Source organism: Wolbachia endosymbiont (group A) of Anoplius nigerrimus (genome assembly GCF_947251795.1).
In the GTDB taxonomy this organism is placed as follows: Bacteria; Pseudomonadota; Alphaproteobacteria; order Rickettsiales; family Anaplasmataceae; genus Wolbachia.
Genome location: NZ_OX366385.1, coordinates 278,726 through 305,320, shown reverse-complemented (window position 1 = coordinate 305,320; position 26,595 = coordinate 278,726). Strand labels below are relative to the sequence as shown.

At 35.1% G+C, this 26,595-nt stretch carries 25 protein-coding genes, 1 tRNA gene and 2 pseudogenes; 16 read left to right on the top strand and 12 right to left on the bottom strand.

The window, feature by feature from the left end:
• Positions 1-3 precede the first annotated feature (3 nt).
• Together glyS and uvrC are read left to right on the top strand one after the other, a co-directional pair.
• Positions 4-2,121, top strand: coding sequence for a glycine--tRNA ligase subunit beta (gene glyS, locus OPR26_RS01630; RefSeq protein WP_265016049.1), 2,118 nt, complete (start codon positions 4-6; stop codon positions 2,119-2,121).
• Positions 2,105-3,925 carry an excinuclease ABC subunit UvrC gene (uvrC, locus tag OPR26_RS01625; protein WP_265031631.1) on the top strand — a complete coding sequence of 607 codons (1,821 nt, stop codon included), beginning with the start codon at positions 2,105-2,107 and terminating at the stop codon, positions 3,923-3,925. The genes glyS and uvrC overlap by 17 nt, the downstream gene beginning before the upstream one ends.
• 50 nt (positions 3,926-3,975) lie before the next feature.
• Here the strand turns inward: uvrC and OPR26_RS01620 are convergent, their stop codons facing one another.
• From OPR26_RS01620 to OPR26_RS01600, 5 genes and pseudogenes are all read right to left on the bottom strand, one after another.
• Positions 3,976-4,581 carry a CvpA family protein gene (locus OPR26_RS01620; protein WP_265016047.1) on the bottom strand — a complete coding sequence of 202 codons (606 nt, stop codon included), beginning with the start codon at positions 4,579-4,581 and terminating at the stop codon, positions 3,976-3,978.
• 57 nt (positions 4,582-4,638) lie between these two features.
• Entirely contained in the window at positions 4,639-5,235 is a 597-nt protein-coding gene (locus OPR26_RS01615) for a riboflavin synthase (protein ID WP_265016046.1), read from the bottom strand.
• Between the two features lie 66 nt (positions 5,236-5,301).
• A pseudogene (locus tag OPR26_RS01610) lies at positions 5,302-6,336 on the bottom strand (hypothetical protein); the annotation flags it as partial.
• Positions 6,337-6,428: 92 nt separating this feature from the next.
• A complete protein-coding gene (locus OPR26_RS01605; protein ID WP_264702259.1) occupies positions 6,429-7,181 on the bottom strand; it encodes an IS5 family transposase in 753 nt (250 codons plus the stop codon).
• Positions 7,182-7,207: 26 nt separating this feature from the next.
• Complete coding sequence (locus OPR26_RS01600) at positions 7,208-7,888, bottom strand: hypothetical protein (protein ID WP_406827536.1); 681 nt, start codon at positions 7,886-7,888, stop codon at positions 7,208-7,210.
• Positions 7,889-8,033: 145 nt separating this feature from the next.
• Between OPR26_RS01600 and pheS the strand changes: the two genes are divergently transcribed.
• The 5 genes from pheS to OPR26_RS01575 all read left to right on the top strand — a co-directional run bounded on the left by pheS (position 8,034) and on the right by OPR26_RS01575 (position 14,755).
• Positions 8,034-9,077 (top strand): phenylalanine--tRNA ligase subunit alpha, encoded by a 1,044-nt coding sequence (gene pheS / locus OPR26_RS01595; protein WP_265016045.1) that lies wholly within the window; start codon positions 8,034-8,036, stop codon positions 9,075-9,077.
• Positions 9,078-10,373: a bifunctional UDP-N-acetylglucosamine diphosphorylase/glucosamine-1-phosphate N-acetyltransferase GlmU gene (glmU, locus tag OPR26_RS01590; RefSeq protein ID WP_265016044.1), complete on the top strand. Its 1,296-nt coding sequence runs from the start codon at positions 9,078-9,080 to the stop codon at positions 10,371-10,373.
• A 968-nt stretch (positions 10,374-11,341) separates the two neighbouring features.
• Positions 11,342-12,451 (top strand): outer membrane protein assembly factor BamB family protein, encoded by a 1,110-nt coding sequence (locus OPR26_RS01585; RefSeq protein WP_265016043.1) that lies wholly within the window; start codon positions 11,342-11,344, stop codon positions 12,449-12,451.
• Positions 12,444-13,823, top strand: a complete 1,380-nt coding sequence (lpdA, locus tag OPR26_RS01580; RefSeq protein WP_265016042.1) for a dihydrolipoyl dehydrogenase — start codon at positions 12,444-12,446, stop codon at positions 13,821-13,823. The genes OPR26_RS01585 and lpdA overlap by 8 nt, the downstream gene beginning before the upstream one ends.
• Positions 13,824-13,825: 2 nt before the next feature.
• Positions 13,826-14,755: a tyrosine recombinase XerC gene (locus tag OPR26_RS01575; RefSeq protein WP_265016041.1), complete on the top strand. Its 930-nt coding sequence runs from the start codon at positions 13,826-13,828 to the stop codon at positions 14,753-14,755.
• Here the strand turns inward: OPR26_RS01575 and OPR26_RS01570 are convergent.
• Positions 14,752-15,459, bottom strand: a complete 708-nt coding sequence (locus OPR26_RS01570; RefSeq protein ID WP_265016040.1) for a TomO hydrophobic C-terminal domain-containing protein — start codon at positions 15,457-15,459, stop codon at positions 14,752-14,754. The two genes, OPR26_RS01575 and OPR26_RS01570, sit on opposite strands and share 4 nt — an antisense overlap.
• Positions 15,460-15,640: 181 nt before the next feature.
• On the opposite strand from OPR26_RS01570, the gene OPR26_RS01565 reads away from it, so the two are divergent.
• Positions 15,641-16,393: an IS5 family transposase gene (locus OPR26_RS01565; protein WP_264702259.1), complete on the top strand. Its 753-nt coding sequence runs from the start codon at positions 15,641-15,643 to the stop codon at positions 16,391-16,393.
• A 456-nt stretch (positions 16,394-16,849) separates the two neighbouring features.
• Here the strand turns inward: OPR26_RS01565 and OPR26_RS01560 are convergent.
• The 6 genes and pseudogenes from OPR26_RS01560 to OPR26_RS01535 all read right to left on the bottom strand — a co-directional run.
• Positions 16,850-17,119 (bottom strand): annotated as a pseudogene (locus OPR26_RS01560) (ankyrin repeat domain-containing protein); the annotation flags it as partial.
• Positions 17,120-17,208: 89 nt separating this feature from the next.
• A complete protein-coding gene (gene trxB / locus OPR26_RS01555) occupies positions 17,209-18,147 on the bottom strand; it encodes a thioredoxin-disulfide reductase (RefSeq protein WP_264707353.1) in 939 nt (312 codons plus the stop codon).
• Positions 18,134-18,733 (bottom strand): peroxiredoxin, encoded by a 600-nt coding sequence (locus tag OPR26_RS01550; RefSeq protein ID WP_265016039.1) that lies wholly within the window; start codon positions 18,731-18,733, stop codon positions 18,134-18,136. The genes trxB and OPR26_RS01550 overlap by 14 nt, the downstream gene beginning before the upstream one ends.
• A 492-nt stretch (positions 18,734-19,225) precedes the next feature.
• The gene (locus tag OPR26_RS01545) at positions 19,226-19,357 is read right to left on the bottom strand and encodes a hypothetical protein (RefSeq protein ID WP_265015608.1); all 132 of its coding nucleotides are present in this window, start codon (positions 19,355-19,357) and stop codon (positions 19,226-19,228) included.
• A 150-nt stretch (positions 19,358-19,507) separates the two neighbouring features.
• On the bottom strand, positions 19,508-19,894 hold the full coding sequence (locus OPR26_RS01540) for a transposase (RefSeq protein ID WP_265016251.1): 387 nt from the start codon (positions 19,892-19,894) through the stop codon (positions 19,508-19,510).
• A gap of 20 nt (positions 19,895-19,914) precedes the next feature.
• On the bottom strand, positions 19,915-20,280 hold the full coding sequence (locus OPR26_RS01535; RefSeq protein ID WP_264731180.1) for a transposase: 366 nt from the start codon (positions 20,278-20,280) through the stop codon (positions 19,915-19,917).
• A gap of 599 nt (positions 20,281-20,879) precedes the next feature.
• Here OPR26_RS01535 and rpsL point away from each other — a divergent pair.
• From rpsL to OPR26_RS01495, 8 genes are all read left to right on the top strand, one after another.
• Positions 20,880-21,254 carry a 30S ribosomal protein S12 gene (gene rpsL / locus OPR26_RS01530; protein WP_265016038.1) on the top strand — a complete coding sequence of 125 codons (375 nt, stop codon included), beginning with the start codon at positions 20,880-20,882 and terminating at the stop codon, positions 21,252-21,254.
• Between the two features lie 5 nt (positions 21,255-21,259).
• On the top strand, positions 21,260-21,739 hold the full coding sequence (gene rpsG / locus OPR26_RS01525; RefSeq protein ID WP_265016037.1) for a 30S ribosomal protein S7: 480 nt from the start codon (positions 21,260-21,262) through the stop codon (positions 21,737-21,739).
• Between the two features lie 21 nt (positions 21,740-21,760).
• Complete coding sequence (gene fusA / locus OPR26_RS01520) at positions 21,761-23,833, top strand: elongation factor G (RefSeq protein ID WP_265016036.1); 2,073 nt, start codon at positions 21,761-21,763, stop codon at positions 23,831-23,833.
• A gap of 11 nt (positions 23,834-23,844) precedes the next feature.
• A complete protein-coding gene (gene tuf / locus OPR26_RS01515; RefSeq protein ID WP_265016035.1) occupies positions 23,845-25,017 on the top strand; it encodes an elongation factor Tu in 1,173 nt (390 codons plus the stop codon).
• A gap of 13 nt (positions 25,018-25,030) precedes the next feature.
• A tRNA-Trp gene (locus OPR26_RS01510) sits at positions 25,031-25,103 on the top strand.
• Between the two features lie 19 nt (positions 25,104-25,122).
• On the top strand, positions 25,123-25,323 hold the full coding sequence (gene secE, locus OPR26_RS01505) for a preprotein translocase subunit SecE (protein WP_253302494.1): 201 nt from the start codon (positions 25,123-25,125) through the stop codon (positions 25,321-25,323).
• Positions 25,313-26,149, top strand: coding sequence for a transcription termination/antitermination protein NusG (gene nusG / locus OPR26_RS01500; RefSeq protein ID WP_253302493.1), 837 nt, complete (start codon positions 25,313-25,315; stop codon positions 26,147-26,149). The genes secE and nusG overlap by 11 nt, the downstream gene beginning before the upstream one ends.
• Before the next feature lie 2 nt (positions 26,150-26,151).
• Positions 26,152-26,592, top strand: coding sequence for a 50S ribosomal protein L11 (locus OPR26_RS01495; protein ID WP_253302492.1), 441 nt, complete (start codon positions 26,152-26,154; stop codon positions 26,590-26,592).
• The last annotated feature ends 3 nt before the right edge of the window (positions 26,593-26,595 follow it).

Sequence of the window (26,595 nt, the reverse complement as noted above, 5' to 3'; positions counted from 1 at the left end):
CGTATGTCGTTGCAGTTGTTATTTGAGTGCCTTTCAGAAGAAATACCACCGAGAATGCAGAATTCAGCTACAGTTCAAGTTAAGAGCTGTATTGCCAATGTTTTTAACAAAAATAATGTAAAATTTACATCAATGGAGGTTTTTATAACGGCACGTCGCATTACCCTATTTGTCGACAACATAAATGCTTTGGAGCTAAAGGATTCCAATAACGAAGTTAAGGGACCAAACATTAACGCACCAAAAAGTGCTATCGAAGGTTTTTTAAGAAAATATCAGAAAAATGAAGAAGATTTGCTCGTTCGAAAAGTAAATAATGAAGATTTTTACTTCATTAAAAGAGAAAGCTGCTCATTTAACATTCAAGAGTTTCTTAAAAATCAACTAGGAGAAATATTAAAAAATTTCTCTTGGCCAAAAAGTATGAGATGGGGCAAAGGAAAAGAAAGGTGGGTTAGGCCAATTAAAAACATTTTATGCATTTTAAATGACGAAATAATACCTGTGTCTTTTGCAGGGATCACAGCATCTAACACAACATATGGCCATCGATTTCTCTCAAGTGGTACAGCGTTAACTGTTAAAGCACCTAAAGACTATTTTGAATTGCTAGAAAAAAACAGTGTAATTCTCCAAATGGACAAAAGAAAGCAATTTATACTAGATCAGATTAATAAATTCACAAAAGAGCAGAATTTACAACTTGAGAAAAATGATTATTTACTAAATGAATTGACAGGGATTATAGAGTGGCCAATCGTGCTGTTTGGTGAAGTAAATCAAGAAAAGTCATTTGGATTACCGAAGGAAGTAATACTTAGTATAGTTAATACACAACAAAAATACCTTGCTTTAAGTAATGGAAAGAGAATTTCACACTTTGTCACTGTTGTCAACGTCAACAATGGTGAAGTTGTTAAAGGGCACGAAAGAATATTAGAAGCACGTCTTGCTGATGCCCAATTTTTAATATCTCAAGATAAAAAGGAAAATCTAGATTATTATGTCAAAAAATTAGGTTCGATATTATTTCATGCTTCTCTTGGCAGCGTTGGAGAAAAGGTAAAGCGTATTACGGCTCTGTCAAAGTATATAGCTATATTTATTCCACATGCTTCGCTGATAAAAGTTGAACGCGCTGCATATTTGGCAAAAGCTGATTTGGCAACATCGATAGTAAGAGAGTTTCCAGAATTACAAGGAGTAATGGGTGGATATTATGCTTCTTATTTTCAAGAAGATAAAGAAATAGTGGAAGCTATAACTGAACACTATAAGCCAATCAGATCGGAGCAAGAATGCCCTAAATCCCCTTCAGCAATTGCTGTGTCAATTGCAGACAAAGTGGATAGCTTAGTTGGTTTAATTGTAGCAGGTGAAAAAATCTCTGGTTCGTATGATCAATTTGGTTTGCGGAGAATGACAATTGGTATAATTAGGACAATACTTGAAAATAATTTGCATGTTCCAATTAGGCTATTGATAGACAAGTCAGTATCTTTATATTCAAAACTTCTATTTAATAAAAATACAACGTCAGCTGATAAGCCAAATAGAAAACAAATTTCAGAATTAGTATTTAAATTCTGCTTAGAAAGATTCAAGGTTATTTTAAAAAATAGAGATATAAGACAAGATGTCGTAGATTCAATACTATATAAAATCGATATTAATGATCTGCTGACAGCAGAAAAGCAAACTGTTATATTGGATCGTTATCTTAGTACGCCAGAAGGTGAACAGATTCTAAGCACTTACAAAAGAGTCAGTAACATGATGAGCAAAGTAAGAAAAAGTGATGGCACTACTTATAGTGCATCTTACGGTAAGAGGTTTTTGATTGAAAGTGAAGAAATTGCGCTATCAAATTGTGCTATAACTGCTTGTAAAAACATAAAACAAGCGATAAAAAATAACCACTTTAATGTAGCACTTGATGAACTTGCTGGTTTTGCTCCGTTTATCAATCAGTTTATGGACAGTGTAAAGATTAACTGTGATTCTGATAAACTGAGGAGAAACAGATTATCTTTGCTTGAAAATGTAGTTTCCATCTTTCATTTAGTAGCAGATTTTAACCTCATACAGGTTAAGCAATGGATAAATGCTCAGGCAATATAAAGAACAAATCAAATCATCTCCACAGTCCTGTGGCGTGTATAAGATGGTTGGAGATAAGAATAAAGTTTTATATGTTGGAAAAGCAAAAAACTTAAAGTCAAGGTTATCCGATTACCTTCAATTCGAAAATCTTTCTGAACGAATTAGAGTTATGCTCTCACAAGTTATTAAGGTTGAAATATTCATCACTGAGAATGAAATCGAAGCACTGCTTCTTGAAGCGCAGTTAATAAAATCGTTGAAGCCTACTTATAATATTGTGCTCAAGGATGGAAAATTTTATCCTTATATAACAATTTCCAAGCACGATTATCCAAGAATAGCAAAATATAGAGGCAAATTTAAGAAGAATGAGTTTCATTATTATGGTCCCTTTACATCTGCTGCTGCTGTTAAGCAAACTATATTGTCATTGCAAAAAGCTTTTCTCCTAAGAGTATGTTCAGATCAATACTTTTCCTCAACAAAAAGACCATGTATTGAATATCAAATTAAGCGCTGCTCAGCACCATGCATAAACAAAATCACAAAAGACGACTACTGCCAATCAGTAAAACAGGCACGAAATACATTGCTTGGAAGAAATAAGGAAGTGAAAGAACAGTTACTTTTCACAATGAGAAAGTGCAGCAGTGAAGAAAACTATGAGCTTGCTGCTATATATAGAGATCGGGTAAAGTTTCTTGAGCAAATTCAAATACAGCACACGGATTTTTCTTTTGAAAAAGATGCAGATTTCTTCAGTATTGTACGTAAAGAGGATCTAGCATGTATTAGTGTGTTATCGTTCAGAAATAAAGACAACTACGGCAGCACTCCTTACTTTGCCGAGAACTGTGGTGATCACTCAAATGATGAAATTTTATCCACCTTTTTGGTCAATTTTTATAATTCAGCTAACATACCTCCAATACAAATTTACGTTCCAGATTCTATTGTGGATAAGGAAATTATAGAACAAGCACTATATAAGGTTGCTCAAAAGCCAGTAAAAGTTCTGCATGCAAAGAATAAAAAAGAGCGTAATTTATTGAAATTTGTTTATGATAACTCTCAGCACAGCTTAGAGCAGAAGCTTATCGATTATAGAAATAACCTAGAAAAGCTTGAGGAGCTTAGCAAAGTTTTCTTGTTACCAAGTATTCCAAAGCGTATCGAGGTTTATGATAATAGCCATATTTCTGGAAGCCAGCAAATTGGTGTGATGATTGTTGCAGGGCAGGAGGGTTTTTTAAAGAGTGAGTACAGAAAATTTACTATAAAGGAAAAATTTTCAGGCGATGACTATAAAATGATGAGGGAAGTGCTAACCAGACGTTTCTCCGGCAAGATAAAGAACATAATTCCTGATTTTCTATTGATTGATGGTGGGCCTGGGCATGTTTCCATAGTACAGAATGTACTGGAAGTATTGAATATAAACGTTCCTTTTGCTTGTATGGCAAAAGGTCCTGATCGTAACGCAGGAAATGAAAGATTTTATATGCTGGGCAGGGAAGAATTCAGTCTGGCAAATGACAGCAAAGTCATGCTTTACTTACAATCGCTGCGTAATGAAGCCCACCGTTTTGCGATAACTTCACATAGAAAAAAACGCGATAAACAGTTTATAGTTTCACAATTAAGCAAAATACCCGGCATTGGCAATAAAAGAAAAAAAGCGTTGATGTCTTATTTTGGTTCAGTGAAAAATATAAGCAAAGCTTCTCTGGCTGAAATTCAAAACGTACATGGAATTAGTAAAGGTTTAGCAGAAGTCATTCTTAAACACGTGAATTATAAGAGAGGAGTGCTCTTAACCTGACACATATGGCTTTTTGAATACTCCCAATGAACATATTTATAAATAAATATTTACTCTTCTTTTTTATTGTTTTTGGGTTTTTCTTGATCAACCATTTCTCCGCCAATCTCTTTTATTTTTAGTATCAACGACTCTGGTACATACATGTCAATTACTTCTTCTGCTGTCACAAATAAAGCCTGATAAGAGTGTGAATTTATTATCCAATTAGGCAATATGTCTTCTGCTTTTATTTCAGAATGTTCCTCTTTTTTGCCATATTCTTTTTTGTCATATACTGTATAGCAATATAAGTGCACAGCAAAAAATAATACATAAGAGAGCAATATTCCTTTAAGCACTCCGAGAAAGATTCCAGTAACTCTATCGATAAACCCCAACCTTATGGGTGATAATATGTACATTAGCCAGTTGTTTATTATCATGAATATAAGATTAAGTATAATAAATACAGAGATTGTAGAAAGTATGTTTAGTATAACTTTAGAATCAAAATATTTACTATAATTTGGAGTAAAAAAATCATAGTGATTAGCTGTCAGAAAAATTGATAAAAATAGAAACATTAGTGTGCATAGCTCTTTTATAAAACCTCTAGTTACCGAGATTATTACGCATAGAACAACAATGAAGATAATTAAGCTATCGAAAAGCATATTTTATATCTATATGGGTTTCAAGATATAATAGTTGTAAATAACAAGGTTGTAAAATTAATTGTATTTATGCTGCATCAATTGATCTAAATACCTAGCGATCATGTCAATTTCTAAATTCAGATAATCATTTATTTTGTTGTACTGAAAAGTTGTATTTTCCCATGTATAGGGAATTATATTTACTATAAATTCCTGATTAATAATTGAATTCACTGTGAGGGAAACCCCATTTAGTGTAACGAAGCCTTTTTTTGCAACAAATTTAATTAATTCTTGTGGGCACGATAGTTTGATTTCATGAGAATCTAAATTTCGTTCGATTGTTAAAATTTTTACTATCCCATCAACATGACCCTGAACTAGATGGCCATCGATCTTATCACTTAATCTCATTGCTTGTTCGAGATTTATTTTTTTGCCTATCTTCCACGTATTTAAGTTAGAAACCTTCATAGTTTCTTGAGATACTTGGACTGTAAATATATCGCTCATTATATCAACAACAGTTAAGCACACACCAGAGCAAGCTATTGAATCTCCTTTATTTATAGAGGATAAATTTTGTGTCTTGATATGGAAAATTTGATCAGAGTTATAGTGAGTGGTAGTATCAGTTATAGTTCCGATATCCGTGATAATTCCTTTGAACATATGGTGAAAATAAATAATTTTACCATGAAGGATCTCTTAGGACAACTTGTTACATTTTGGGTAAGTTTAAATGCGAGAAGGAGATTTGTTCTGCTCAATAGATTCTATAGAATATTCAGAATATATAAAGTGAGCTAAATTCAAAATACACAGCGCGATTAATATTGGTAACCCTATGTTCAATACTAACCCAATACTTTCTCTTTTTTCTGGCAGCACTAATCCTTTTAACATTGACACTTTTCCTAATGGAAAATGCCATAAGCAAAGTGTTGATGCAGATGCTACTATTATAAATAGACAAAAATAAGCCTTTTTTGAGGAAAGTACAGTTTTTAATGGTGATTTGAGTGTAATGTTAGTAGGTGTAGCTTCATTTGTTGCTGGTGAAGGATCTTTAATTGGTAAAGGGTTTGTAGATTTATGAGGAGTATTTTTATGTTGCGTAGGAGGTTGTTGTATGTAAACATCTGAAACTAATTTGAGCAATTGCTCTTTTTTTTTATATACTTGCTTTTGTAGATACTCTTTTGGAAAAGAAGACTTGCCAGCTAGTTGTGGTATTTCTAGTATTTCTAATACTTCTAATATTTCACCTGACTCTAATATTTCATGTAATTGTTTATCTTGAAAATAAACAATATTGAATATTGAGTTAAAAACATTGTGAAATGTTTCCGGATCTTGATTTTTGTATCCACTCATCACTTCAACAAATATTTCATTGAGTTTTTTTCCCCTGCGCTCAATTTGGTTATCTACCATAGCTACTCTAGCATCATTTTGTGCTTGTTTTATGGCTAATTGTTTTTCTTTCTCTGGTAGTTCTTTGGTCTGCTTTTTCGATTTTTTTCTATTAGCTTTAAAATACTCTGTGTGCGAAGTAGTTTGACCTACATTCTGTTCCGCTTCTTGAGGTATTGGGTTTCCTATACTACTTGTCATCCAAGTAGCTTGACTACTTGGATCCATGTTTCTTTTTTCCTGGTCAAGCGCTGGAATGACACCAAATGGTATATTGTTGCTCTGTATAGAAAGTTTTGGTGTTCTTAAAAGGGATAACCTTATTACATCATTAAAAAAATTAGATAAGGGAAGGAAGATTCTATATTTTGGTATATTAGCTTTTATTGCAGCAGTAACCACTGGAGCTTTACAATTTACTTTGCTTGCTAGGCTCTGTGGACAAAATTTTAGAGAAGCCATACAAGAGCTCCAACAAAATTGAGAAAACCCATAAAAACCTCAGCAGTTTTATCAAATCTGGAAAAAATGCGCCTAAAATTTTTAATTTTACCAAAAAAACACTCAATCAAATGACGTTCTTTGTAGATATGCTCATCGTAATACCTTTGCACTTTTCGATTCCGTTTTGGCGGAATAACTACTGTACATCCCTTGTCTTCAAGACTTGTAACAAAGGCATTGCTATCGTAGCCCTTGTCAGCTACTACAGTAGAGTTATAGATACTTTCGGTCAACACTTGTGCCTGCGTAATTTCATTTCTTTGACCAGGAGTCAGAGTAAATTTAAGTGGATTTCCAAGTGCATCGACAAGCGCATGTATTTTAGTTGTAAAGCCACCTTTGCTCCTCCCTAAAGCTTCTTGATCCTTGGAGTTTTTTGTATATCCAGATGAACATGGATGGGCTCGGATGATCGTACCGTCGATTATAGCAACTTCTAAATCAGGCTCTTGTTTAGTATATTCAAGCAATTTTTTCCAGACATCTCTTTCACACCATCTTTTAAATCGCTTATGTATACTCCTGTAATTACCATAAGTTTTTGGTAAAAGTCTCCATTGGCAACCACTTCGCACTATGTACCACACTGCCTCTATGAATATTCTTAAACGTTTTTCATCTTTGCTGTGCATTCCTTTTACGCTTTTTATGAACTCTAAAATTTGTTTCCAATTTTCCTCTTTGATGTAATATTGCATATGGTAGTTTCTCCATTTTTTACCTATTAGGCTAAACTACCATCTTTTTCTCTCTTTTCATATTTTTTGTCCACAGAGCCTACGTTAAAGCCAAACGAGCCTGTAAATGGTACAATTTGTCTATTTTGTGCGTTTTTTTGCTTAGTTTCACTTTGTTCTTGCCTGTCTTTATTTTCTGCTTCTTTTACTTGTAGTGTATCTTGACTCTGTTCCTCATTTTTAGTTTTTTCTGCATGTTTTAGCTTTTCATTTAAAAATGACCCTATTTGGTGCAGATTATCTAAGTTAATGTCTTTAACATTTGTTTGTAGTATGATTGTTATTCCTTGCAGAAAGATTTGAGGCGGAGCATTATTTACGAATTCTTCTACAGTTTTATAACTGTTAGTTTTACAGTAGTTATTATATAATTCACTGCTTTCTTTGGGCACTTTTATGTTGACTGTAAAATTTTTTTCCCGGGAAAGGCAGATTTTGAAAAAATCAATTAAAGGTTTTATTTTTGTATTAAAGGTGTCTTTATCTGTTGCTGTTAGCTCAAATGAAAATTCTTGTATATTACTTTCAATACTTCTCGAGCGAATAGTACTGATCTTAATTGTTTCGCTAGAAAATGCTTTACTTATGTTTTTGGATCTTTCCTTAAAGAACTTAGGTAAATCCTCTATTTTGTACTTATTATCAGTTTCAGTGTCACTGTTGTGCATAGTTGATACAGCAAATTCATCAACACAAAGGTAAATAAAAAAAATTAATTAGTCAATAAATTAATAATTAAAATGGGACAGTTTTTAGATTGTTGATGCTATTCAAGATTTTACTATAATTAAAGTTTAAGCCAGCATTTTTAAGATGAATAAAGAGTTATTAGATGACATACCTTCACTTGAAGATAAAGCAGTTTTCGAAATTGAGAATGCTTCTTCTTTGAAAGATTTAGAAAAAGTTAGGCTATCATATTTGGGAAAAAAGGGTGTAATTAAAGCTTATTTTGACAACTTAAAAGAGATAGAAGACGCAGGAAAAAAGCGCAATTTAGGCGAAGTTATCAACGTTTTACGTAATAAGCTAGATCAGCTTATAATGAATAAGGAAAATATACTAAAAGCCGAAGAAGTTAGCTTTAAATTGCAGAACGAGGCAGTTGATATCACGTTGCCTGTTAGACCAGAAAAAATTGGCAAGGTTCATCCACTCAGTAAGGTTATAAATGAAGTAAAGCTTATTTTTGCACATATGGGTTTTAAGGCAGTTGATGGTCCTGACATTGAAGATGAATTTCATGTATTTGATGCACTGAATACTCCAAGTCATCATCCTGCGCGAGAGGAGCAAGATACCTTCTACTTAAAGAACAAAATAGATGATAAAAGAATGGTACTGCGCACTCACACCTCATCTGTACAGATTAGAACCATGGAAAAAACAAAAAAGTTCCCAATTAAAATAGTAGCTGCAGGTAGAGTATACAGAAATGACTTTGATGCAACTCACACTCCTATGTTTCACCAGATAGAAGGGTTATATGTCGATGAAAGTGTCAATATGGGCCAGTTAAAATTTACTATCCATCACTTCCTTAATAAGTTCTTTAGCGATAAAGGGCTGAAGATACGCTTTCGTAATAGTTTTTTCCCTTTTACCGAGCCTTCTGCAGAAGTGGATATAAGTTATAAAGGTAGTAAATGGATAGAAGTACTGGGATGCGGTATGACGCATCCAAATGTATTTCAAAATGTTGGAATAGATCACACTAAATACAACGGTTTTGCGTTTGGTATTGGTATAGAAAGGCTTGCAATGCTAAAATATCAAATTGGCGACTTAAGGAGCTTCTATGACAACAAAATCAGCTGGCTTGATCATTACGGTTTTCATTTTTCATCTTTAAGATAAGTGATAAGTAAAACTCATACGTTCATTATACTTGCTGCAGGGCATGGCAGGCGGATGAATTCAGATTTGCCTAAGGTCCTACACAAAATAGGCGGTTTTTCCATGCTTCAGCATGTAATTTACAGTGCAAAACAGCTAAATCCTGAAAATATTGCTGTTGTAGTTGATCAGCCTTTAATTGAAAGACTAAAGTGCTTTGAGGGTATACAGTTAATTACACAAGAATCAACGCTCGGTACGGGAGATGCGGTCAAAACTGCGATGAGAAACCTGAAAGAATTGCCAGATTCGAGCATAATTATTGTGCAGTATGGAGATACCCCACTCATAAAAAGCAGCACAATAACTAAAATGGTAAGCTGCTTAGAAAAGGGCAAAGCTCTAGTTTGCCTTGGTTTTAAAACCAGCAATAAAGAGTACGGTAGGTTAATCATCAAGGATGGTTCCTTAAGAGAAATCGTAGAAGCAAAGAGTGATAAAAATAACCATGAAGAGTTTCTTGCCAATGCTGGAATAATGGTTGCATGTGCAAAGAATTTACGTGAATTAGTGGAGAAAATAGAGTGCAATAGTTCAACTCATGAATATTATTTGACTGATGTAGTCTCCATTGCGGTGGAACGTGGTTTGAACGTCGGTTGCGTTATTACGGGTGGAGAAGAAGCAACGGGAATAAATAACAGAAATGACCTTATAAAAGCTGAGCTTTACTTTCAAGAAAATAAAAGAAAAATTTTTACCGACACCGGAGTAACGCTTATTGCGCCAGAGACTGTTTTCTTTTCTCTTGATACACAAATCGCCAGAGATTCAGTTATTTACCCATATGTTTTTTTCGGTACTGGAGTGAAAATAGAGTCTGGTGCGAAAATACTGCCATTTTCGCATTTAAAAAACTGCTTAATTAAAAGTAATGCTGAGGTCGGCCCATTTATCAGAATACGCGGAAACACAACAATTGGTAATAAGGCAAAAATAGGAAATTTTGTGGAAGTGAAAACAAGTGAAATTGGTCAAAACACTAGAATAAAACACTTAAGTTATATAGGAAATGCTAAAGTAGGGCAAGGAAGTAATATAGGAGCAGGCACTATTGTTTGTAATTATGATGGGAAAAATAAACATGAAACGAATATAGGGAGCAATTGCTTTGTTGGCGCAAATAGCTCATTGATTGCGCCGCTTAATATTCATGATAAATCTGTAATTGCAGCAGGTAGTGTTATAGTTGAAGATGTACCAGAAAAAAGCCTTGCAATAGCAAGAGAAAAGCAAGTAACTAAGAGAATAAAGTAGTCTAATTTAATTATGTTGTTGTGTCATTTTTAATATTAGACTTCCTGCATAACCATATAACAAACTTTTATTGGGAATAGAAACAAAAAAACTTCCTTGACAAACTCCGCCAGCCCCCTTATCATGAAACTGAAGTTATTTTATTTAACTTCGCAATCTCTGCAGCAGATTAAAATGACAAGAAAACTTGTATTTGGCGTACTATTGTTTAATTCTTTGCACTATGTGCACCGTATGTCTTTATCAAATTTCTAGGTTTTTACCTATACAAGCTGAAACGCGCTTATAAAGCGTTCAAGACATCACCCAACGTCAAATTTTAAAATAGAGAGTGTAATAACTAGCTACCACGGGTTTTCTTTGCCTTTTTTTCTGCCTAGTAAATTTCTTAATGTTTATAATTTAGATTAGTTGCATTTAAAAGCGGCTGAATCGCGGTTATTAAACGTTTAGAATAAAAAAACGCCATACTTGAAAGTATAATGTAAGTAATTAGCCAACCACGGGGCTTCTTTTGCCTTTTTTTTCATTTGGTAAATTTCTTAAATATTTATGGCTAACATGAACTGGGATGATACTATTATAGGGTGAAATGAGATCCCAGTGTCACGCACTGGGATGACAAGAGGGGGTATTGGGATGACAAAGAAATAGGCACTGGGATGACAAAGAAATAGGCACTGGGATGACAAAGAAATAGGCACTGGGATGACAGGAGAAGGGACTACTCGGATGACAAGAAAGAGGCTACTTGGATAACATCTTTCTTCTTGGTATAAATTTTTATATCTCAATGTTCATACAGCTATGCACGTTGCCGCATAGTGGATGAGCTCTAAGAGTATAGTTTTTACATAATAATATGATATTCTGTTCATAAATCAATGTTTCAACGTACAACAAGAACATTTTCATTGTGATTAAGATTTCTAGTATGTATATTAATAAATCTTGTTCTCAACTAAGTAATGAAAGTAATAATTATTATAATAATGTTATTGTGTAGCAACTATACAATGGCAAGCGAGCGAATAATTCTAGTGGATAAAAAACTATCTCAAGGATATGTAGCTCCAGTGCTTACAGAAAATAGCATTATTTTACCAGACAAGTACGGCGCTTTATATTCCTTTGATATTGATAACTCAAAGGCTATGAATTGGAAATTACACCTCTCACATAGGAAAAAAATTGGTAACATGAGCCTATCACATTATGAAAAAAATGTTTTCTTTATAGTGGATAACACTTTACACACAATAGATGCAAAAACTGGCAAGATTGAGTGGGAAAAAGAATTGAGAGCTCCAGTAAGAGGGAAAGCAGCAGTAATAAATAATAAATTGGTAGTATTGACTATTGATAATTATCTGTACGTGTTTGATATAAAAGATGGCAGCTCCGTTTGGGCTTATCAAAACGGTATCAATGAGGTTCGAGGTTTGTATTCCATATCGCCAACAATTTCTAACGATAAAATAATAGCACCATTTTCAAATGGTGAGTTAATAGCTTTTAATGAAGACGGTAAAAAATTGTGGAGCCAAAAATTGGCTACAAACCTTTTGAATACACAGCTCACAGATGTAACTACTACACCGAGAGTGCTTGGCGATACTTTAATAGCTACAAACAATTCTTATATTTATGGTATTGACGTGAAATCAGGAAATATTTTATGGTCAAAGTCACTGCAAGTAAAAAGTGTATCAGACATTGAGTCATATTATAGTCCTCTTATTCCTGCAGAGAAGCAAAAAGAAGGCGGAAGAATTTTTATAGTAACTAAAGATAATAAAATAATCGGCCTGGATATAAAAAATGGAGAAACAGTCTGGGCATCTGATTTAATAGAAAATACGCAATTGTTTGCTCCAATTATGTATGCCCATACACTGTGGGTGACAAGCAATAAAGGTTCAATGCTTGCTTTTCCTGGATCTGAAAGTGCAGGAAAGGTAATCAAAGTACCTGGTAATGTGTTTCACACTCCAGTGTTTACTCACGATAAAATATATGTAACAACTGAGGGAAATGGTGTTTATTCTTTAGAAAATAGGTTTGTTCTTTATGATTGATTATGATCTGATTGTTATAGGTGGTGGTCCAGGCGGTTATAAGTGTGCTATCGCTGCTGCAAAACTTGGATTGAAAGTTGCCTGTATAGATAAAAATAGCATTTTTGGTGGTACATGCTTGCGAGTTGGGTGCATACCTTCCAAAGCACTACTTCATTCTTCCTATCAGTATGCTCACACGAAAAATGATCTGTCGAAGCTTGGCATAAAAATTAAGGATGCAAGTTTCGATTTAAAAGAAATGCTAGGCTATAAGGACGCCAGAGTTCAGGAACTTGGAAAAGGTATAGAATATCTGTTTAACCTTCACAAAATCACTAAAATCAATGGGCTTGCTTCTTTTGACCAAGGTAATCTTGAAGTTTCAGTTGAAGGTAAGGTGCTGAAGACAAAAAATATAGTAATTGCAACCGGTTCTGACGTTATTTCTTTGCCAGGAATTAATATCGATGAGAAAAGTATTATTTCATCAACTGGTGCATTATCTTTAACTGAAGTACCAAAAAAACTTGTCGTAATCGGAGCCGGGGCAATAGGGCTTGAAATGTCTTCTGTATGGAGGAGGCTAGGGTCTGAAGTCACTGTAGTAGAATTTTTTGATAGAATCGCTGCAGCAATGGATGGAGAATTAAGTAAGTCTCTACTTTCTAGTCTACAAAAACAAGGAATAAAATTTTTACTTAGCACTAAAGTTGAGGAGATAAAACAAAGTAGTAATTCTTTGAGTGTGAAAGTTTGCTCTGTAAAAGATAATCAAACAAACACTATAGAGGCGGATAAGGTATTGGTGGCAGCAGGACGCAAACCATGCACTGAGAATCTTGGTATTGATGAAAAAATAGAAAAAGATAATCGCGGTTTCGTTCAAGTTAACAACAGATATGAAACTAATGTGAAAGGAATATTTGCTATTGGTGATGTGATCGGTGGAGCAATGCTTGCTCATAAAGCAGAGGAAGAAGGAGTGGCAGTTGCAGAGATAATAGCAGGACAGTCACCTCACGTTGATTATGGAATCATACCATCTGTCATTTACACTCACCCTGCGGTTTCTTCGATTGGTAAAACCGAAGAGGAACTCAAAAATGCTGGCCGTAAGTACAAAGTTGGTAAATGTCAATTTGCTGCAAACGGCAGAGCAAAAATCACTGATGATGCTGAAGGATTCGTGAAAGTGCTGACTTGTAGCAGAGCAGATACAATACTAGGTGTGCATATCATAGGAGCATACGCTGATACGCTAATCAACGAAGCAGCGGTTGCAATGGCATATGGCGCAGCAGCAGAGGATATATACAGAATTTGTCACTCTCATCCTGATATAAATGAAGCCTTTCGAGATGCGTGCATCGATGCTTTCTTTAAAAAATAATTGTGGACCTCGGTTCAATCATTGAAAAATGGTATGAGTGGCTGAGGTGCAACAGATCTTATTCACCAAACACTTTGGAATCATACATGAGGGACTTGAAGGATCTTATAAGTTTTCTAAATACTCACATTGGTGGAGAAGTAAATGTTGGTACTCTGAAAAATTTAAGCATACCTGAGTTAAGAAGTTGGCTTACCTCTCGTTACGCAAGAGGTGTAAACGCAAGATCCAACACTCGAGCACTCTCAGTAATCAGAAATTTCTTCAAGTACATAAAAAACAACCACAATATAGACAATGAAGCTGTATTTTCCTTATCAAGGCCAATTCAGAGAAGAACTTTGCCCAAAGCATTATCAATACCTGATATAAAAACTTTGGTAAAAGAAATGAAATTATCTGACTTGAGCGAACCTTGGGTGGTAAAAAGAGAAATTGCAATTATCGTCCTGCTATATGGTACAGGCTTAAGAATCAGTGAAGCGTTGAACCTTAGGGTTAGTGATATTAACAATGAAAGTTTAATAGTAACAGGTAAGGGAGATAAACAAAGGCAGGTATTCATTCTTCCGGTAGTAAAAAAGTGTATACAAGAATATGTAAAAGCCTGTCCTTATCTTGGCACTAATAATGAAACACAATATCTTTTTTTGGGAGTAAGAGGAAAAAAATTGGGAAGAACTTATGTGGCCAATCGTTTGCAAAAAATAAGGAGAATGTTAAATTTACCAGAAATTTTATCTCCACATGCATTTCGCCATAGTTTTGCTACTCATTTGCTTCAGGAAGATATTGACATAAGATCAATACAACAACTGCTTGGTCATTCGAGTCTTGAGACCACTCAAGTTTACACTCACCTCAATTATCAAGATGTTTTTAACATGTACAAAAATTTTCAGCAGAGTTTGGAGAAGAAATCAAAACCTTAACTTCGTTCTAAATCACCAAGCTGAGTGCTTTTAACGTTGCTAAGTGTTGTGTTTGCTTTGTATGAAAAGTAGCATCCAATTGTAAAAAAGGCAAATGCAGTTACAGCAAGTGGAATACATATTTCCAAATTAGGTATTGTTAAACATGCACCAACAGCAAACGCTCCAGACAACACAAAAGAAGCAGAAGCGTAGTTGCTTTGTTCTCTATCAGAAGAAATTGCTTGCGAGGGTTTTTCGTTTTTATTACTCAGACCTTTAGTACGGAGCAGTCTATTTTCTGATGAAAGCCTATCTCTTTCTTCCCTTACTTGTTTCAAATCTCTTTTTAATTGTGAAATTTCAACAGTGTCACTTGCTCTTCCATACACAATTCTATTAAGTCGAGTTACTTCACTATTTAGATCATTGATTTTTGTTTTTTGAGCCGATTTTTCCTGTCTTACTTGCCCTAAATCTCTTTCTAATAGTGAAATTTTGCTAGTTTTATTCGTTAGCTCTTGCTCTTTCTCTACAAGTTGAGCTTTTGTTCTTTCAAGCCCTTGTAAAAACTTCTCAAAATCTTCTGGTATATTATTCGTATTTGCAGGAAATTTTTCATTTAAATAATCTTTAATAAAGTTAACTGGATTATCAACACCCCCCAATGCAGCAGTAACAACTGCACGATTTATAAAACAATTATCTTCTACTAATTTTTTCACATCATCTAAATCTTTTCTATTAATAGCATCAGCTAATCGCTCTGTAACAGCTTGTTCAATTGTTTGCTTTAATTGTGCATACTGCTCGTAACTAAAATCTAGGCTCTGTGGACAAAAAATATGAAAAGAGAGAAAAAGATGGTAGTTTAGCCTAATAGGTAAAAAATGGAGAAACTACCATATGCAATATTACATCAAAGAGGAAAATTGGAAACAAATTTTAGAGTTCATAAAAAGCGTAAAAGGAATGCACAGCAAAGATGAAAAACGTTTAAGAATATTCATAGAGGCAGTGTGGTACATAGTGCGAAGTGGTTGCCAATGGAGACTTTTACCAAAAACTTATGGTAATTACAGGAGTATACATAAGCGATTTAAAAGATGGTGTGAAAGAGATGTCTGGAAAAAATTGCTTGAATATACTAAACAAGAGCCTGATTTAGAAGTTGCTATAATCGACGGTACGATCATCCGAGCCCATCCATGTTCATCTGGATATACAAAAAACTCCAAGGATCAAGAAGCTTTAGGGAGGAGCAAAGGTGGCTTTACAACTAAAATACATGCGCTTGTCGATGCACTTGGAAATCCACTTAAATTTACTCTGACTCCTGGTCAAAGAAATGAAATTACGCAGGCACAAGTGTTGACCGAAAGTATCTATAACTCTACTGTAGTAGCTGACAAGGGCTACGATAGCAATGCCTTTGTTACAAGTCTTGAAGACAAGGGATGTACAGTAGTTATTCCGCCAAAACGGAATCGAAAAGTGCAAAGGTATTACGATGAGCATATCTACAAAGAACGTCATTTGATTGAGTGTTTTTTTGGTAAAATTAAAAATTTTAGGCGCATTTTTTCCAGATTTGATAAAACTGCTGAGGTTTTTATGGGTTTTCTCAATTTTGTTGGAGCTCTTGTATGGCTTCTCTAAAATTTTGTCCACAGAGCCTAGGTCTTTGTGTTTTAAAAGTTTTGTCAATACTTCTTTTTTATCTTCTGTTATCGTTCGTAAACATGATCGAATAATTAAGCTAAGTGGTGTTTTTATTCTTCCATCTCGAATTTTTCTCCAGCAATTAGGATTAAGTTTTTGATCCAACAGTGTTTTTGCTTGGTTAACATCTTCTTTAGAAAGAGCATCTAATAATTTTTTTCCTTTTTGGGCTTCCATTATTTCCATTGTAAGATGCGAAAAGTTCCTTTTTTGTATTCGCCCTACTTTTTCAATATATTCTTTAGGAGTATGAAAGAAACGCTCTTTATGAAAATCACGAAGATATTCTTCAGAGAGTTGTTGGTATTCGGGTTTAATAAGTAAATAACTATTTTTAACATATATATCTAAGTTGGGATGTCTAAGTAACATCCGTATAAAATTCCTATTTTCCATGCGAAAGGCTAGATGTAGAGCTGTATTATGTTCTTTAGTTTCTTGAGCATTAATATTTAAACTTTGATGTTGTAAAAGCAACATCATCATTTTTAAGCATATAGGGCTGTCATCACCATTCATGATAATAGCCATTAATGGTGTATATCCCTCATCAAACGCATTAACATCCGCACCCTCTGCCAGAGCTTGTTTAAAAGCTTCTAGATTTTCATCATCAATAGCCTTAAATAGCTGTTTTGTTGATTCATCGTTTCTATAAGGCATACTAAACCCTCTTTATTAATGATTTACTAATATAATTATGTAAAAGAAAAGGAAAATTGCAAGCAATTTATCTAAAATCCTAGAATTAACTACGACTCCAAAAACTTTTCTGCATCAAGCGCAGCCATGCATCCTGTTCCTGCTGCAACTACTGCTTGACGATATACCTTATCTTGAACATCACCTGCAGCAAATACTCCTGCTTTACTAGTTAAAGTTGTTCCAGGTTTTGTAATTATATAACCCTGCTGATCCATTTCAACAAAGCCTTTAAAAATACCTGTATTTGGTGCATGCCCAATTGCAATGAACACTCCATCGACTTTCAATTCTTGAGCTTCCGTTGATTTAACTATAATACCAGTAACTTTCTTCGGATTTTCTTCTCCAAGAATCTGCTCTACGGTATGGTTCCACATTACTTTTATTTTATCATTTTTAAAGAGTCTATCTTGCATTACTTTTTCCGCTCTTAATTTATCACGCCTGTGTATTAATATCACTTCTTTGGCAAATCGAGTTAAAAATATTGCTTCTTCAACAGCAGTGTTTCCACCGCCAACTACAACTACAACTTTATTCCTAAAAAATGCACCATCACAAGTTGCACAAGCTGAAACTCCATAACCTTGAAATTCTTTTTCACTCTCCAAACCAAGCCATTTTGCTTGCGCACCAGATGCAATTATAATTGCATCTGAATAGTAGTCATTAGTATTACCAGAAGATCTAAATCTATACTTATTAGAATCCTCAAGTTGTTCAACGCTTTTTATCTCATCATCTATTATTTTTGCTCCAACCTTTTCTGCATGCAACCTCATTTGCTCCATTAGTTCTGGACCCTGTATTGAAACAAAACCAGGATAGTTTTCAACATCTGTAGTAATTGTAAGCTGACCACCAGGCTGCATTCCCGTTACTACAATTGGCTCTAAGTTTGCACGTGCTGCATATATAGCGGCAGCATAACCCGCTGCTCCGGATCCAATAATAAGAACTTTTGTACTAAATTTATAATTCTTCACTGTATGAGTTTAGATAATCAGCTACTCCTTCATCGCTTGCCTGCATTGCTGGCTTACCTTTCTTCCACCCTGCTGGACATACTTCACCATGCTCCTCATTATGTTTAATTGCATCAACGATTCTAACGAATTCATCGATATTACGCCCTAAAGGCAAATCATTTATCGATTGATGACGTACAATAAATTTATCATCAATAACGAAAGTTGCTCTCAGCGCAATTGAGTCATCATATAAGACTCCATAGTCTCTTGATATAGACTTTTTGATATCAGACACTAAAGTGTAGCTAACTTCTCCAATACCACCATCATTAACTGGAGTGTTTCGCCATTTATAATGTGAAAATTTTGAATCTACACTTACTCCTATAACTTCAACACCACGTTTTGAAAAATCCTCTATTTTATTACTAAATGATATCAACTCAGTTGGACAGACAAAGGTAAAATCAAGTGGATAGAAAAAAAGGACAGCATACTTATTTTTTATGCGCTCACTCAGACAGAAATCATCAACAATTTCTCCGTCAGAGAGAATAGCTGGAGCAGTAAAATCGATAGCAGATTTTGTTACAAGATTCATAATTGACCTATTCTTTTAAAACAACTCCAATTTTACATCTTGATAAACTTATATGCAAGTTTTCTTTAGTTTCAGCCCTATAAAAACTTCCTAAAATAGCTCTTCTTTTTTACCGATAAGATACAATCTAGTTTCACTTTATGACGGTGTCATCCATAAGTGTTGAAAGTGCAGTCACACAAGGTGATTAATGGTATGTAAATCTCCTCTTGATATCAACCTTCGTTGTTGGGAAAGCAGATAAACCACGTCAAAAATTCGCTTAAACCTTCTAACCACAGGCAAAAAGGCGCTTTTTTGATTTATTTTATTATCATTGAAATTTATGCCATTAACCACCCTATATAATGCCACTTATAGCACTTTCAACACTTATGCAGTAGCCTCCTATAATGTCATCCCAGTGCGTGACACTGGGATCTAGTCTTTATTATGCAGCCACTTATTTAAAGTTAAGTTTTCTGGATCCCAGTGTCAGCTACTCGGATGACATCATCCTTTTTTTGGGATTCCAGTGTCAAGCACTGGAATGACATCATAGGGGCACTGGTTCACTCTATAATGGCAGTGCTCCTTTCTTGTCATCCGAGTAGCCCCTTCTCCTGTCATCCCAGTGCGTGACACTGGGATCTCATTTCACTCTATAATAGTATCATCCCAGTTCATGTTAGCCATAAATATTTAAGAAATTTACCAAATGAAAAAAAAGGCAAAAGAAACCCTAGTCATTGTCTATTTTCAGTATTGGCGTTTTTTAAGTCTTAGAGCATGTCTTCAAACTGAAGAATGAGCTAATTTGTGAAGCATAATAGTGATCATATTAAAGAAGATATAGTTTTTTGAGGTGAGAGGAGAATGCTCGTAATCTTTACTCATGCGCCTAAAATTGGAAAGCCAGGCAAAAGTTCTTTCAACAATCCAACGTTTGGGAATAACTTGAAATCCTGTATCAACTATTTTCTTGGCAATCGTTAATAAACATCCCGTTTCCAATAAGCATCTGTTTTGTAATTTACCTATGTACCCTTGATCAGCAAAAAACTTACGTAAAGTTGGAACTTTGCATTTAGCTTGGGCAAAAAGATTTAGAGCACTATCACGATCTTGAATACTTGCACTCTGTACTTCAGCAGCAATTACAAGACCCACAGTATCTACAATAATATGGCGTTTTCTGCCCTTTATTTTTTTGCCAGCATCATATCCTCTGGATCCCCTTTTTGAGTAGTTTTCACTGACTGGCTATCAATTATACCTACTGATGGAGTCTTATTTTTACCAATCATCTCTCTTACTTTTTTAACTAGAAAATCATGAATTTCTTGCCATATTCCACTTTTTTTCAAGCGCGAATTACAACTATATACGGTTTTCCATGGTGGAAAATCTTTAGGCAGTTGTCTCCATTGACATCCTGTTCTCATCATATAGCGGATTGCATTAATAATTGTTCTAATACTATGTTTTCTTGGTCTGCCGGTCTTTTTAGGTTCAAAATATGGCTCTATTGTCTTCCATTCTTTGTCACTTATATCGCTTGGGTACATCTTAAAATGTACCTTATACCATACTTCTTAACTTCTTTCTACTCAGTTTGAAGACATGCTCTTAAACGCTGCAATTTAGCTGCTTTTAAATGCAACTAACCTTAGCTATAAATGTTTAAGAAATTTACTAGGCAGAAAAAAAGGCAAAGAAAACCCGTGGTAGCTAGTTATTACACTCTCTATTTTAAAATTTGACGTTGGGTGATGTCTTGAACGCTTTATAAGCGCGTTTCAGCTTGTATAGGTAAAAACCTAGAAATTTGATAAAGACATACGGTGCACATAGTGCAAAGAATTAAACAATAGTACGCCAAATACAAGTTTTCTTGTCATTTTAATCTGCTGCAGAGATTGCGAAGTTAAATAAAATAGCTTCAGTTTCATGATAAGGGGGCTGGCGGAGTTTGTCAAGGAAGTTTTTTCGTTTCTACTGAATGACAGTTGTGGCTTGGGAAGTGATGCAAGAAGTCTACTGATGGCTTTCAAAGCAGTTGAGCTTAATTATTAGAGTAGTAATTTGTATTTTTATATTGACTATTGAGGTTTATTATTTTATAACTAAAAACTTAGTTATTTTAATGAGCTTGAGTTTATAACATATGCCTACGATAAATCAATTAATACGTAAAGGTAGATTAGGATTGACCCATAAGAAAAAGGTACCAGCTTTGGGAGAAAGCAACCCTCAAAGGAGAGGTGTTTGCACTAAAGTGTATACTACAACTCCTAGGAAACCTAACTCAGCACTCCGTAAGGTAGCCAGAGTAAAAATTGGTGGATATGGTGAAGTGACAGCTTATATACCTGGTGAAGGTCATAATTTACAAGAGCACTCTGTTGTTTTGATACGTGGTGGGCGGGTTAAAGATTTGCCAGGTGTGCGTTATCACATAATAAGAGGTGCCCTTGATCTGCGTGGTGTACAAAATCGGAAGAAAGCTCGTTCAAAATATGGTGTAAAGAAATCTGGTTAAAGTTTATGGCTCGTCGGAATAAAGCAAAAAAAAGAGAAATAAGTCCTGATTCGCGTTACGGCAGTGTTTTGCTGATGCGTTTCATTAATACAATCATGAAATGTGGTAAAAAATCTACTGCAGAAAAGATTATCTATGACACTTTGTCTTTAGCTGAAAAGAAAATAGGTGAAGGTGGGTTATCAATTTTTGAAACAGCAGTAGGAAATGTTACTCCTTCTATAGAAGTGCGTTCTCGACGTATTGGTGGTGCAACTTATCAAGTGCCTGTTGAAGTTCGACAAGATAGAGCGATTTCTTTAGCGTTAAGGTGGATTGCTAAAGCAACTTCTGCTGCTCGGAAAAAGAGTGGAAAAACTACTGTTGATTGTTTGCAATCTGAAATACTGGATGCTTATAATAAACGCGGTGGTGCGTTTAAGATGTGCGAAGAAAAATATAAAATGGCTGAGGCTAATAAGGCATTTTCTCATCTTCGTTTTTAATGTTAGCTAATTAATTGTGATATGGAAGTTGGAATATCTAAATACAGAAATATAGGGATAATGGCTCACATAGATGCTGGTAAGACTACCACAACAGAGCGTATTTTATTTTATACTGGTAAGCAAAATAGAATTGGTGAAGTGCATGATGGTGCAGCTTCTATGGATTGGATGGAGCAGGAAAAAGAGCGTGGTATTACAATCACATCTGCTGCAACAACATGTTTTTGGAATGATCATAGGGTTAATATAATAGACACTCCTGGTCACGTTGATTTCACTATTGAAGTTGAGAGATCTTTAAGGGTTTTGGATGGTGCAGTTGCTGTATTTGATGGAGTTGCTGGAGTTGAGCCCCAATCTGAGACAGTTTGGCGTCAAGCTGATAAATATAGTGTTCCTCGTATCTGCTTTGTTAATAAAATGGACAGGATAGGGGCAAATTTTTATCGGTGTGTCGATATGATAAAGACGAAGCTTGGTGCAGCACCTTTAGTTGTTCATTTACCAATAGGGAGTGAGAAAGATTTCAAAGGTATAATTGACCTTATTTCTATGAAAGCAATTATATGGCAAGAAGAAACGTTGGGCGCTAAATTTTCTTATGAAGATATTCCTTCTGATTTGCTTGATAAGGCTCAAGAATATCGAAATCTTTTATTAGATGCTGCAGCTGAGATGGATGATGAAGCGATGAATACCTACTTTGAGTCTAATGATCTGCCAGTGGATTTACTGAAAAAATGCGTGAGAAATGGGACCATTAAAGGAAAATTTGTTCCTGTATTATGTGGATCAGCTTTTAAAAATAAAGGCGTACAACCACTTTTAGATGGTGTGGTTGATTTTTTACCTTCTCCTATTGATGTTGATGTAATTGTTGGAATTGATCCTAAAGATTCAGAAAAGAAAATTGAGGTCAAACCTTCAGAAAAAGAGAAATTTGTTGCTCTTGCATTTAAAGTGATGACGGATAAATTTGTAGGCAGCTTGACGTTTATCCGTATTTATTCTGGTAAATTAAAGTCTAAATCTACCGTTTCAAATGCGTTAAAAAACGAAACTGAAGGGATTGGCAGAATGTTACTTATGCATGCAAATAACCGGGAAGATATAACTGAGGCTAGGGCTGGAGATATAGTTGCTTTAGTTGGGCTAAAGAAAACAACCACCGGAGATACTTTATGTTCTGTTGATTTTCCTATATTATTGGAGCGTATGGAATTTCCTGAGCCTGTTATTGAAATTGCTGTGGAACCTAAAACCACTTCAGATCAGGAAAAATTAGGTATTGCTCTAAATAGGTTGGTTGCAGAAGATCCTTCTTTGAGAAGGTCAGTAAATGCGGAAAGTGGCCAGACTATATTGAAAGGCATGGGTGAGCTCCATCTTGAGATTATTGTTGATAGAATGAAGCGCGAATTTAACGTTGAGGCTAACGTCGGTGCTCCTCAGGTTGCATATCGTGAAACTATCACTAAATCTGTTGAAATTGATTACACTCATAAAAAACAATCTGGTGGAGCTGGTCAGTTTGCTAAGGTTAAGATAAAATTTGAACCTCTTGAGCCTGGTTCTGGGTTTCAATTTGAAAGTAAAATTGTAGGTGGTGCTATTCCAAAAGAGTATATTCCTGGGGTAGAAAATGGCTTGGAGTTGATAAAAGAAGGTGGTATAATTTCGGGATTTCCGTTGATTGATTTTAAGGCTACCCTTCTTGATGGTGCTTTTCATGAGGTTGATTCTAGTCCTTTAGCTTTTGAACTTGCTGCTAAAGGTGCTTTTAAAGAGATGGCAAATAAAGCTGGTCCAAAAATGCTGGAGCCTATAATGAAAGTTGAAATCATTACTCCTGAAGAATATATGGGTGATGTTATGGGCGATGTAAATAGCAGAAGGGGGCAAGTTTCAAGTATGGAAACACATAATAGTAGCACTATAATTCTTGCTTTCGTACCTCTTGCGAATATGTTTGGTTATATAAATGTTTTGCGTTCTATATCGCAGGGAAGAGCTCAGTATAGTATGCATTTTTCTTATTATGAACAAGTACCACAATATGTGGTTGATGAGTTAAAGTTAAAGTATAATTAAGGGTAATAATTATGACAGCAATAGTGGAAGCATTTGGAAAGCCGCATGTAAATGTGGGAACAATAGGACATGTGGATCATGGGAAGACAACGTTAACAGCGGCAATAACAAAGCATTATGGAAATTTTGTAGCGTACGATCAGATAGATAAAGCGCCAGAAGAAAGGAAGAGGGGGATAACGATAGCAACAGCGCATGTTGAGTATCAGACGGAAAAAAGGCATTATGCACACGTTGATTGTCCTGGACACGCTGACTATGTAAAGAACATGATAGTAGGTGCAGCACAGATGGATGCGGCGATATTGGTAGTGTCAGGGGTTGATGGGCCAATGCCACAAACGAGAGAGCATATATTGCTGGCGAAGCAGGTGGGTGTTGGATATATCGTGGTGTATATAAATAAAGCTGATGTTGCTGATGCTGATATGATAGATTTAGTAGAAATGGAAGTGAGGGAATTACTAAGTAAATACGGATTTCCAGGGGATGAAGTGCCTGTGGTGGTTGGTTCAGCACTCAAGGCGCTGGAGGATGACAGCAGCGAATATGGAAAGAAATCAATAGATAAATTGATGGAAAAGTTAGATGAATATGTGGCGGTTCCACCAAGGCCTGTGGATTTACCATTTTTATTGCCAATCGAGGATGTATTTTCGATATCGGGGCGAGGAACGGTGGTAACAGGAAGGATAGAGAAGGGAGAGATAAAAACGGGAGAAGAGATAGAGATAATAGGTCTGAAAGCGACGCAAAAGACGATATGCACAGGTGTAGAAATGTTTAAGAAGTTGCTGGATAAGGGGAGTGCAGGACTCAATGTAGGAATATTGCTCAGAGGAACAAAAAGAGAAGAAGTGGAGAGAGGGCAAGTATTAGCAAAACCGGGGACGATAACGCCGCATAGAAAGTTTAGGGCGGAGGTTTATATATTAAAGAAAGAGGAAGGAGGAAGGCATACACCATTTTTTGCGAATTACCAGCCACAGTTTTATTTAAGGACAACGGATGTAACTGGGAGCATAAAATTGCTAGATGGGAAGGAGATGGTAATGCCAGGAGATAATGTGAGTGTAGAAGTAGAATTGCAAGTACCGATAGCAATGGATAAGGGATTACGTTTTGCGATAAGAGAAGGCGGTAGAACTGTTGGTTCTGGTGTTGTTTCTGAAATTTTGGAGTGAGAGTTTGAGTTATAGGAGTGTAGCTCAATTGGTAGAGCGCTGGTCTCCAAAACCAGAGGTTGTAGGTTCAATTCCTATCGCTCCTGCATTAATGTTGTGGTGAAAATGTTAAAAAGTTTGTGTGTTTTTTTCTATGATATAAAGCAAGAAATACGAAGAATTGCTTGGGTAAAGAAACAGGAGGTGTTGTCATCTCTATTTGTTGTGATGACTGTTATATTATGCTTTTCGATTTTCTTCTGTTTTGTGGATTTTATGTCTCTTTACGTAATTAAGGCTTTATTTGGAATTATTTATGGAATGTGAATATAAATGGTATATCATTAGAGTTGATTATGGATATGAGCAAAATATACGCGAATTGGTAAGTAATGCTGTTTATTTTAAGGAAGTGTTTATTCCTTATCAAACGTTATGTAATTCAAAGTCTGATATAAAAGAGTTATGTGAAGTGTATGTATATATGCATCTATGTGATGAAAGCAAAAATATTTTGAATCAAACGCCTGGATTCTGCAGTGGCGAATCTGGTGATTTTGAGATGATTTCAGATGATGAGATAAGTTTAAAGTGCAAAGAATTTAATAGATATAAATGGTATATCTTGAGAGTTGCTTCCAATTGTGAAGAGAAAGTGCGCCAACATATATTGGAAAATTCTATGAGATTGGGTGTTAATGGTTACTTTAAGGAAGTTTTTATTCCATATGAAGAGCTAAGTGAAGTAGAGTTGAAATCTAAGAAAATTGCTACACGAAGGAAATGCTTTCCTGGTTATGTCTTTTTATACGTGAATTTATGCGATGAAGTATTGAATTTTATCAATAATATACCGAAATCTCTTAAGGTTTATGGGTTTTTGAAAAATGGTAATATTCCAAAGGTGATTTTGGAAGATGAGATTCACTCAATGTGTAATGCACTTTATAATGCTCAAGAGACAAAAAAGTTAGGTTATGGTTATGAAAAAGGTGAAAAAGTGAAAATTAATGATGGTCTTTTTCAAAATTTTACTGGTAAGGTAAATATGGTAAACGATGAGAAAAAAATTATTAATGTGGAAGTATCAATTTTAGGTAAGCCGACAATAATAGAGCTTGATCTGGCTCAAGTAGAGAAAATAGAGGATTAATTATGAGTGTTATAGTTGCTAAGATTAACTTACTTATGGAAGCTGGGAAAGCAATTCCAGGACCGAAAATTGCTTCAGTACTTGGTCCACGTGGTATACCTGTTCCTAAGTTTTGTGAAGCTTTTAATAAAGTTACTAGCGCTGCTAACGCTAATTATAAAGTAGGCGATTTAGTAACAGTGCGAATTTCCATAAAGGATGATCGCTCTCATGATTTTACTGTCAGCGGTCCGCCTGTGGCTTATTTACTTAAGCAGGAGGCTAAATTAAGTAAAAGTTCTGGTAATCCTGGTAAAGAATTAGTGGCTAAATTACCTATGTCTGCTATAATTAGAGTGGCGAAGTGCAAGATGGTTGATATGAAAGTGGATAATGAAGATTCAGCAGTGAAAATGGTTGTAGGCACTGCAAAATCTATGGGTATAGAAGTTGTGGAAGGTTAGGTA

What these genes read in the sequence shown, in the direction of transcription:
- OPR26_RS01615 (WP_265016046.1), bottom strand. Translation starts at nt 5,235, where the DNA reads ATGTTCAAAGGAATTATCACGGATATCGGAACTATAACTGATACTACC.
- OPR26_RS01535 (WP_264731180.1), bottom strand. Translation starts at nt 20,280, where the DNA reads ATGTACCCAAGCGATATAAGTGACAAAGAATGGAAGACAATAGAGCCA.
- OPR26_RS01495 (WP_253302492.1), top strand. Translation starts at nt 26,152, where the DNA reads ATGAGTGTTATAGTTGCTAAGATTAACTTACTTATGGAAGCTGGGAAA.
- rpsL (WP_265016038.1), top strand. Translation starts at nt 20,880, where the DNA reads ATGCCTACGATAAATCAATTAATACGTAAAGGTAGATTAGGATTGACC.
- uvrC (WP_265031631.1), top strand. Translation starts at nt 2,105, where the DNA reads ATGCTCAGGCAATATAAAGAACAAATCAAATCATCTCCACAGTCCTGT.
- nusG (WP_253302493.1), top strand. Translation starts at nt 25,313, where the DNA reads ATGGAATGTGAATATAAATGGTATATCATTAGAGTTGATTATGGATAT.
- fusA (WP_265016036.1), top strand. Translation starts at nt 21,761, where the DNA reads ATGGAAGTTGGAATATCTAAATACAGAAATATAGGGATAATGGCTCAC.
- OPR26_RS01620 (WP_265016047.1), bottom strand. Translation starts at nt 4,581, where the DNA reads ATGCTTTTCGATAGCTTAATTATCTTCATTGTTGTTCTATGCGTAATA.
- secE (WP_253302494.1), top strand. Translation starts at nt 25,123, where the DNA reads ATGTTAAAAAGTTTGTGTGTTTTTTTCTATGATATAAAGCAAGAAATA.
- OPR26_RS01600 (WP_406827536.1), bottom strand. Translation starts at nt 7,888, where the DNA reads ATGCACAACAGTGACACTGAAACTGATAATAAGTACAAAATAGAGGAT.
- OPR26_RS01550 (WP_265016039.1), bottom strand. Translation starts at nt 18,733, where the DNA reads ATGAATCTTGTAACAAAATCTGCTATCGATTTTACTGCTCCAGCTATT.
- lpdA (WP_265016042.1), top strand. Translation starts at nt 12,444, where the DNA reads ATGATTGATTATGATCTGATTGTTATAGGTGGTGGTCCAGGCGGTTAT.
- OPR26_RS01585 (WP_265016043.1), top strand. Translation starts at nt 11,342, where the DNA reads ATGAAAGTAATAATTATTATAATAATGTTATTGTGTAGCAACTATACA.
- glyS (WP_265016049.1), top strand. Translation starts at nt 4, where the DNA reads ATGTCGTTGCAGTTGTTATTTGAGTGCCTTTCAGAAGAAATACCACCG.
- tuf (WP_265016035.1), top strand. Translation starts at nt 23,845, where the DNA reads ATGACAGCAATAGTGGAAGCATTTGGAAAGCCGCATGTAAATGTGGGA.
- rpsG (WP_265016037.1), top strand. Translation starts at nt 21,260, where the DNA reads ATGGCTCGTCGGAATAAAGCAAAAAAAAGAGAAATAAGTCCTGATTCG.
- OPR26_RS01605 (WP_264702259.1), bottom strand. Translation starts at nt 7,181, where the DNA reads ATGCAATATTACATCAAAGAGGAAAATTGGAAACAAATTTTAGAGTTC.
- OPR26_RS01565 (WP_264702259.1), top strand. Translation starts at nt 15,641, where the DNA reads ATGCAATATTACATCAAAGAGGAAAATTGGAAACAAATTTTAGAGTTC.
- pheS (WP_265016045.1), top strand. Translation starts at nt 8,034, where the DNA reads ATGAATAAAGAGTTATTAGATGACATACCTTCACTTGAAGATAAAGCA.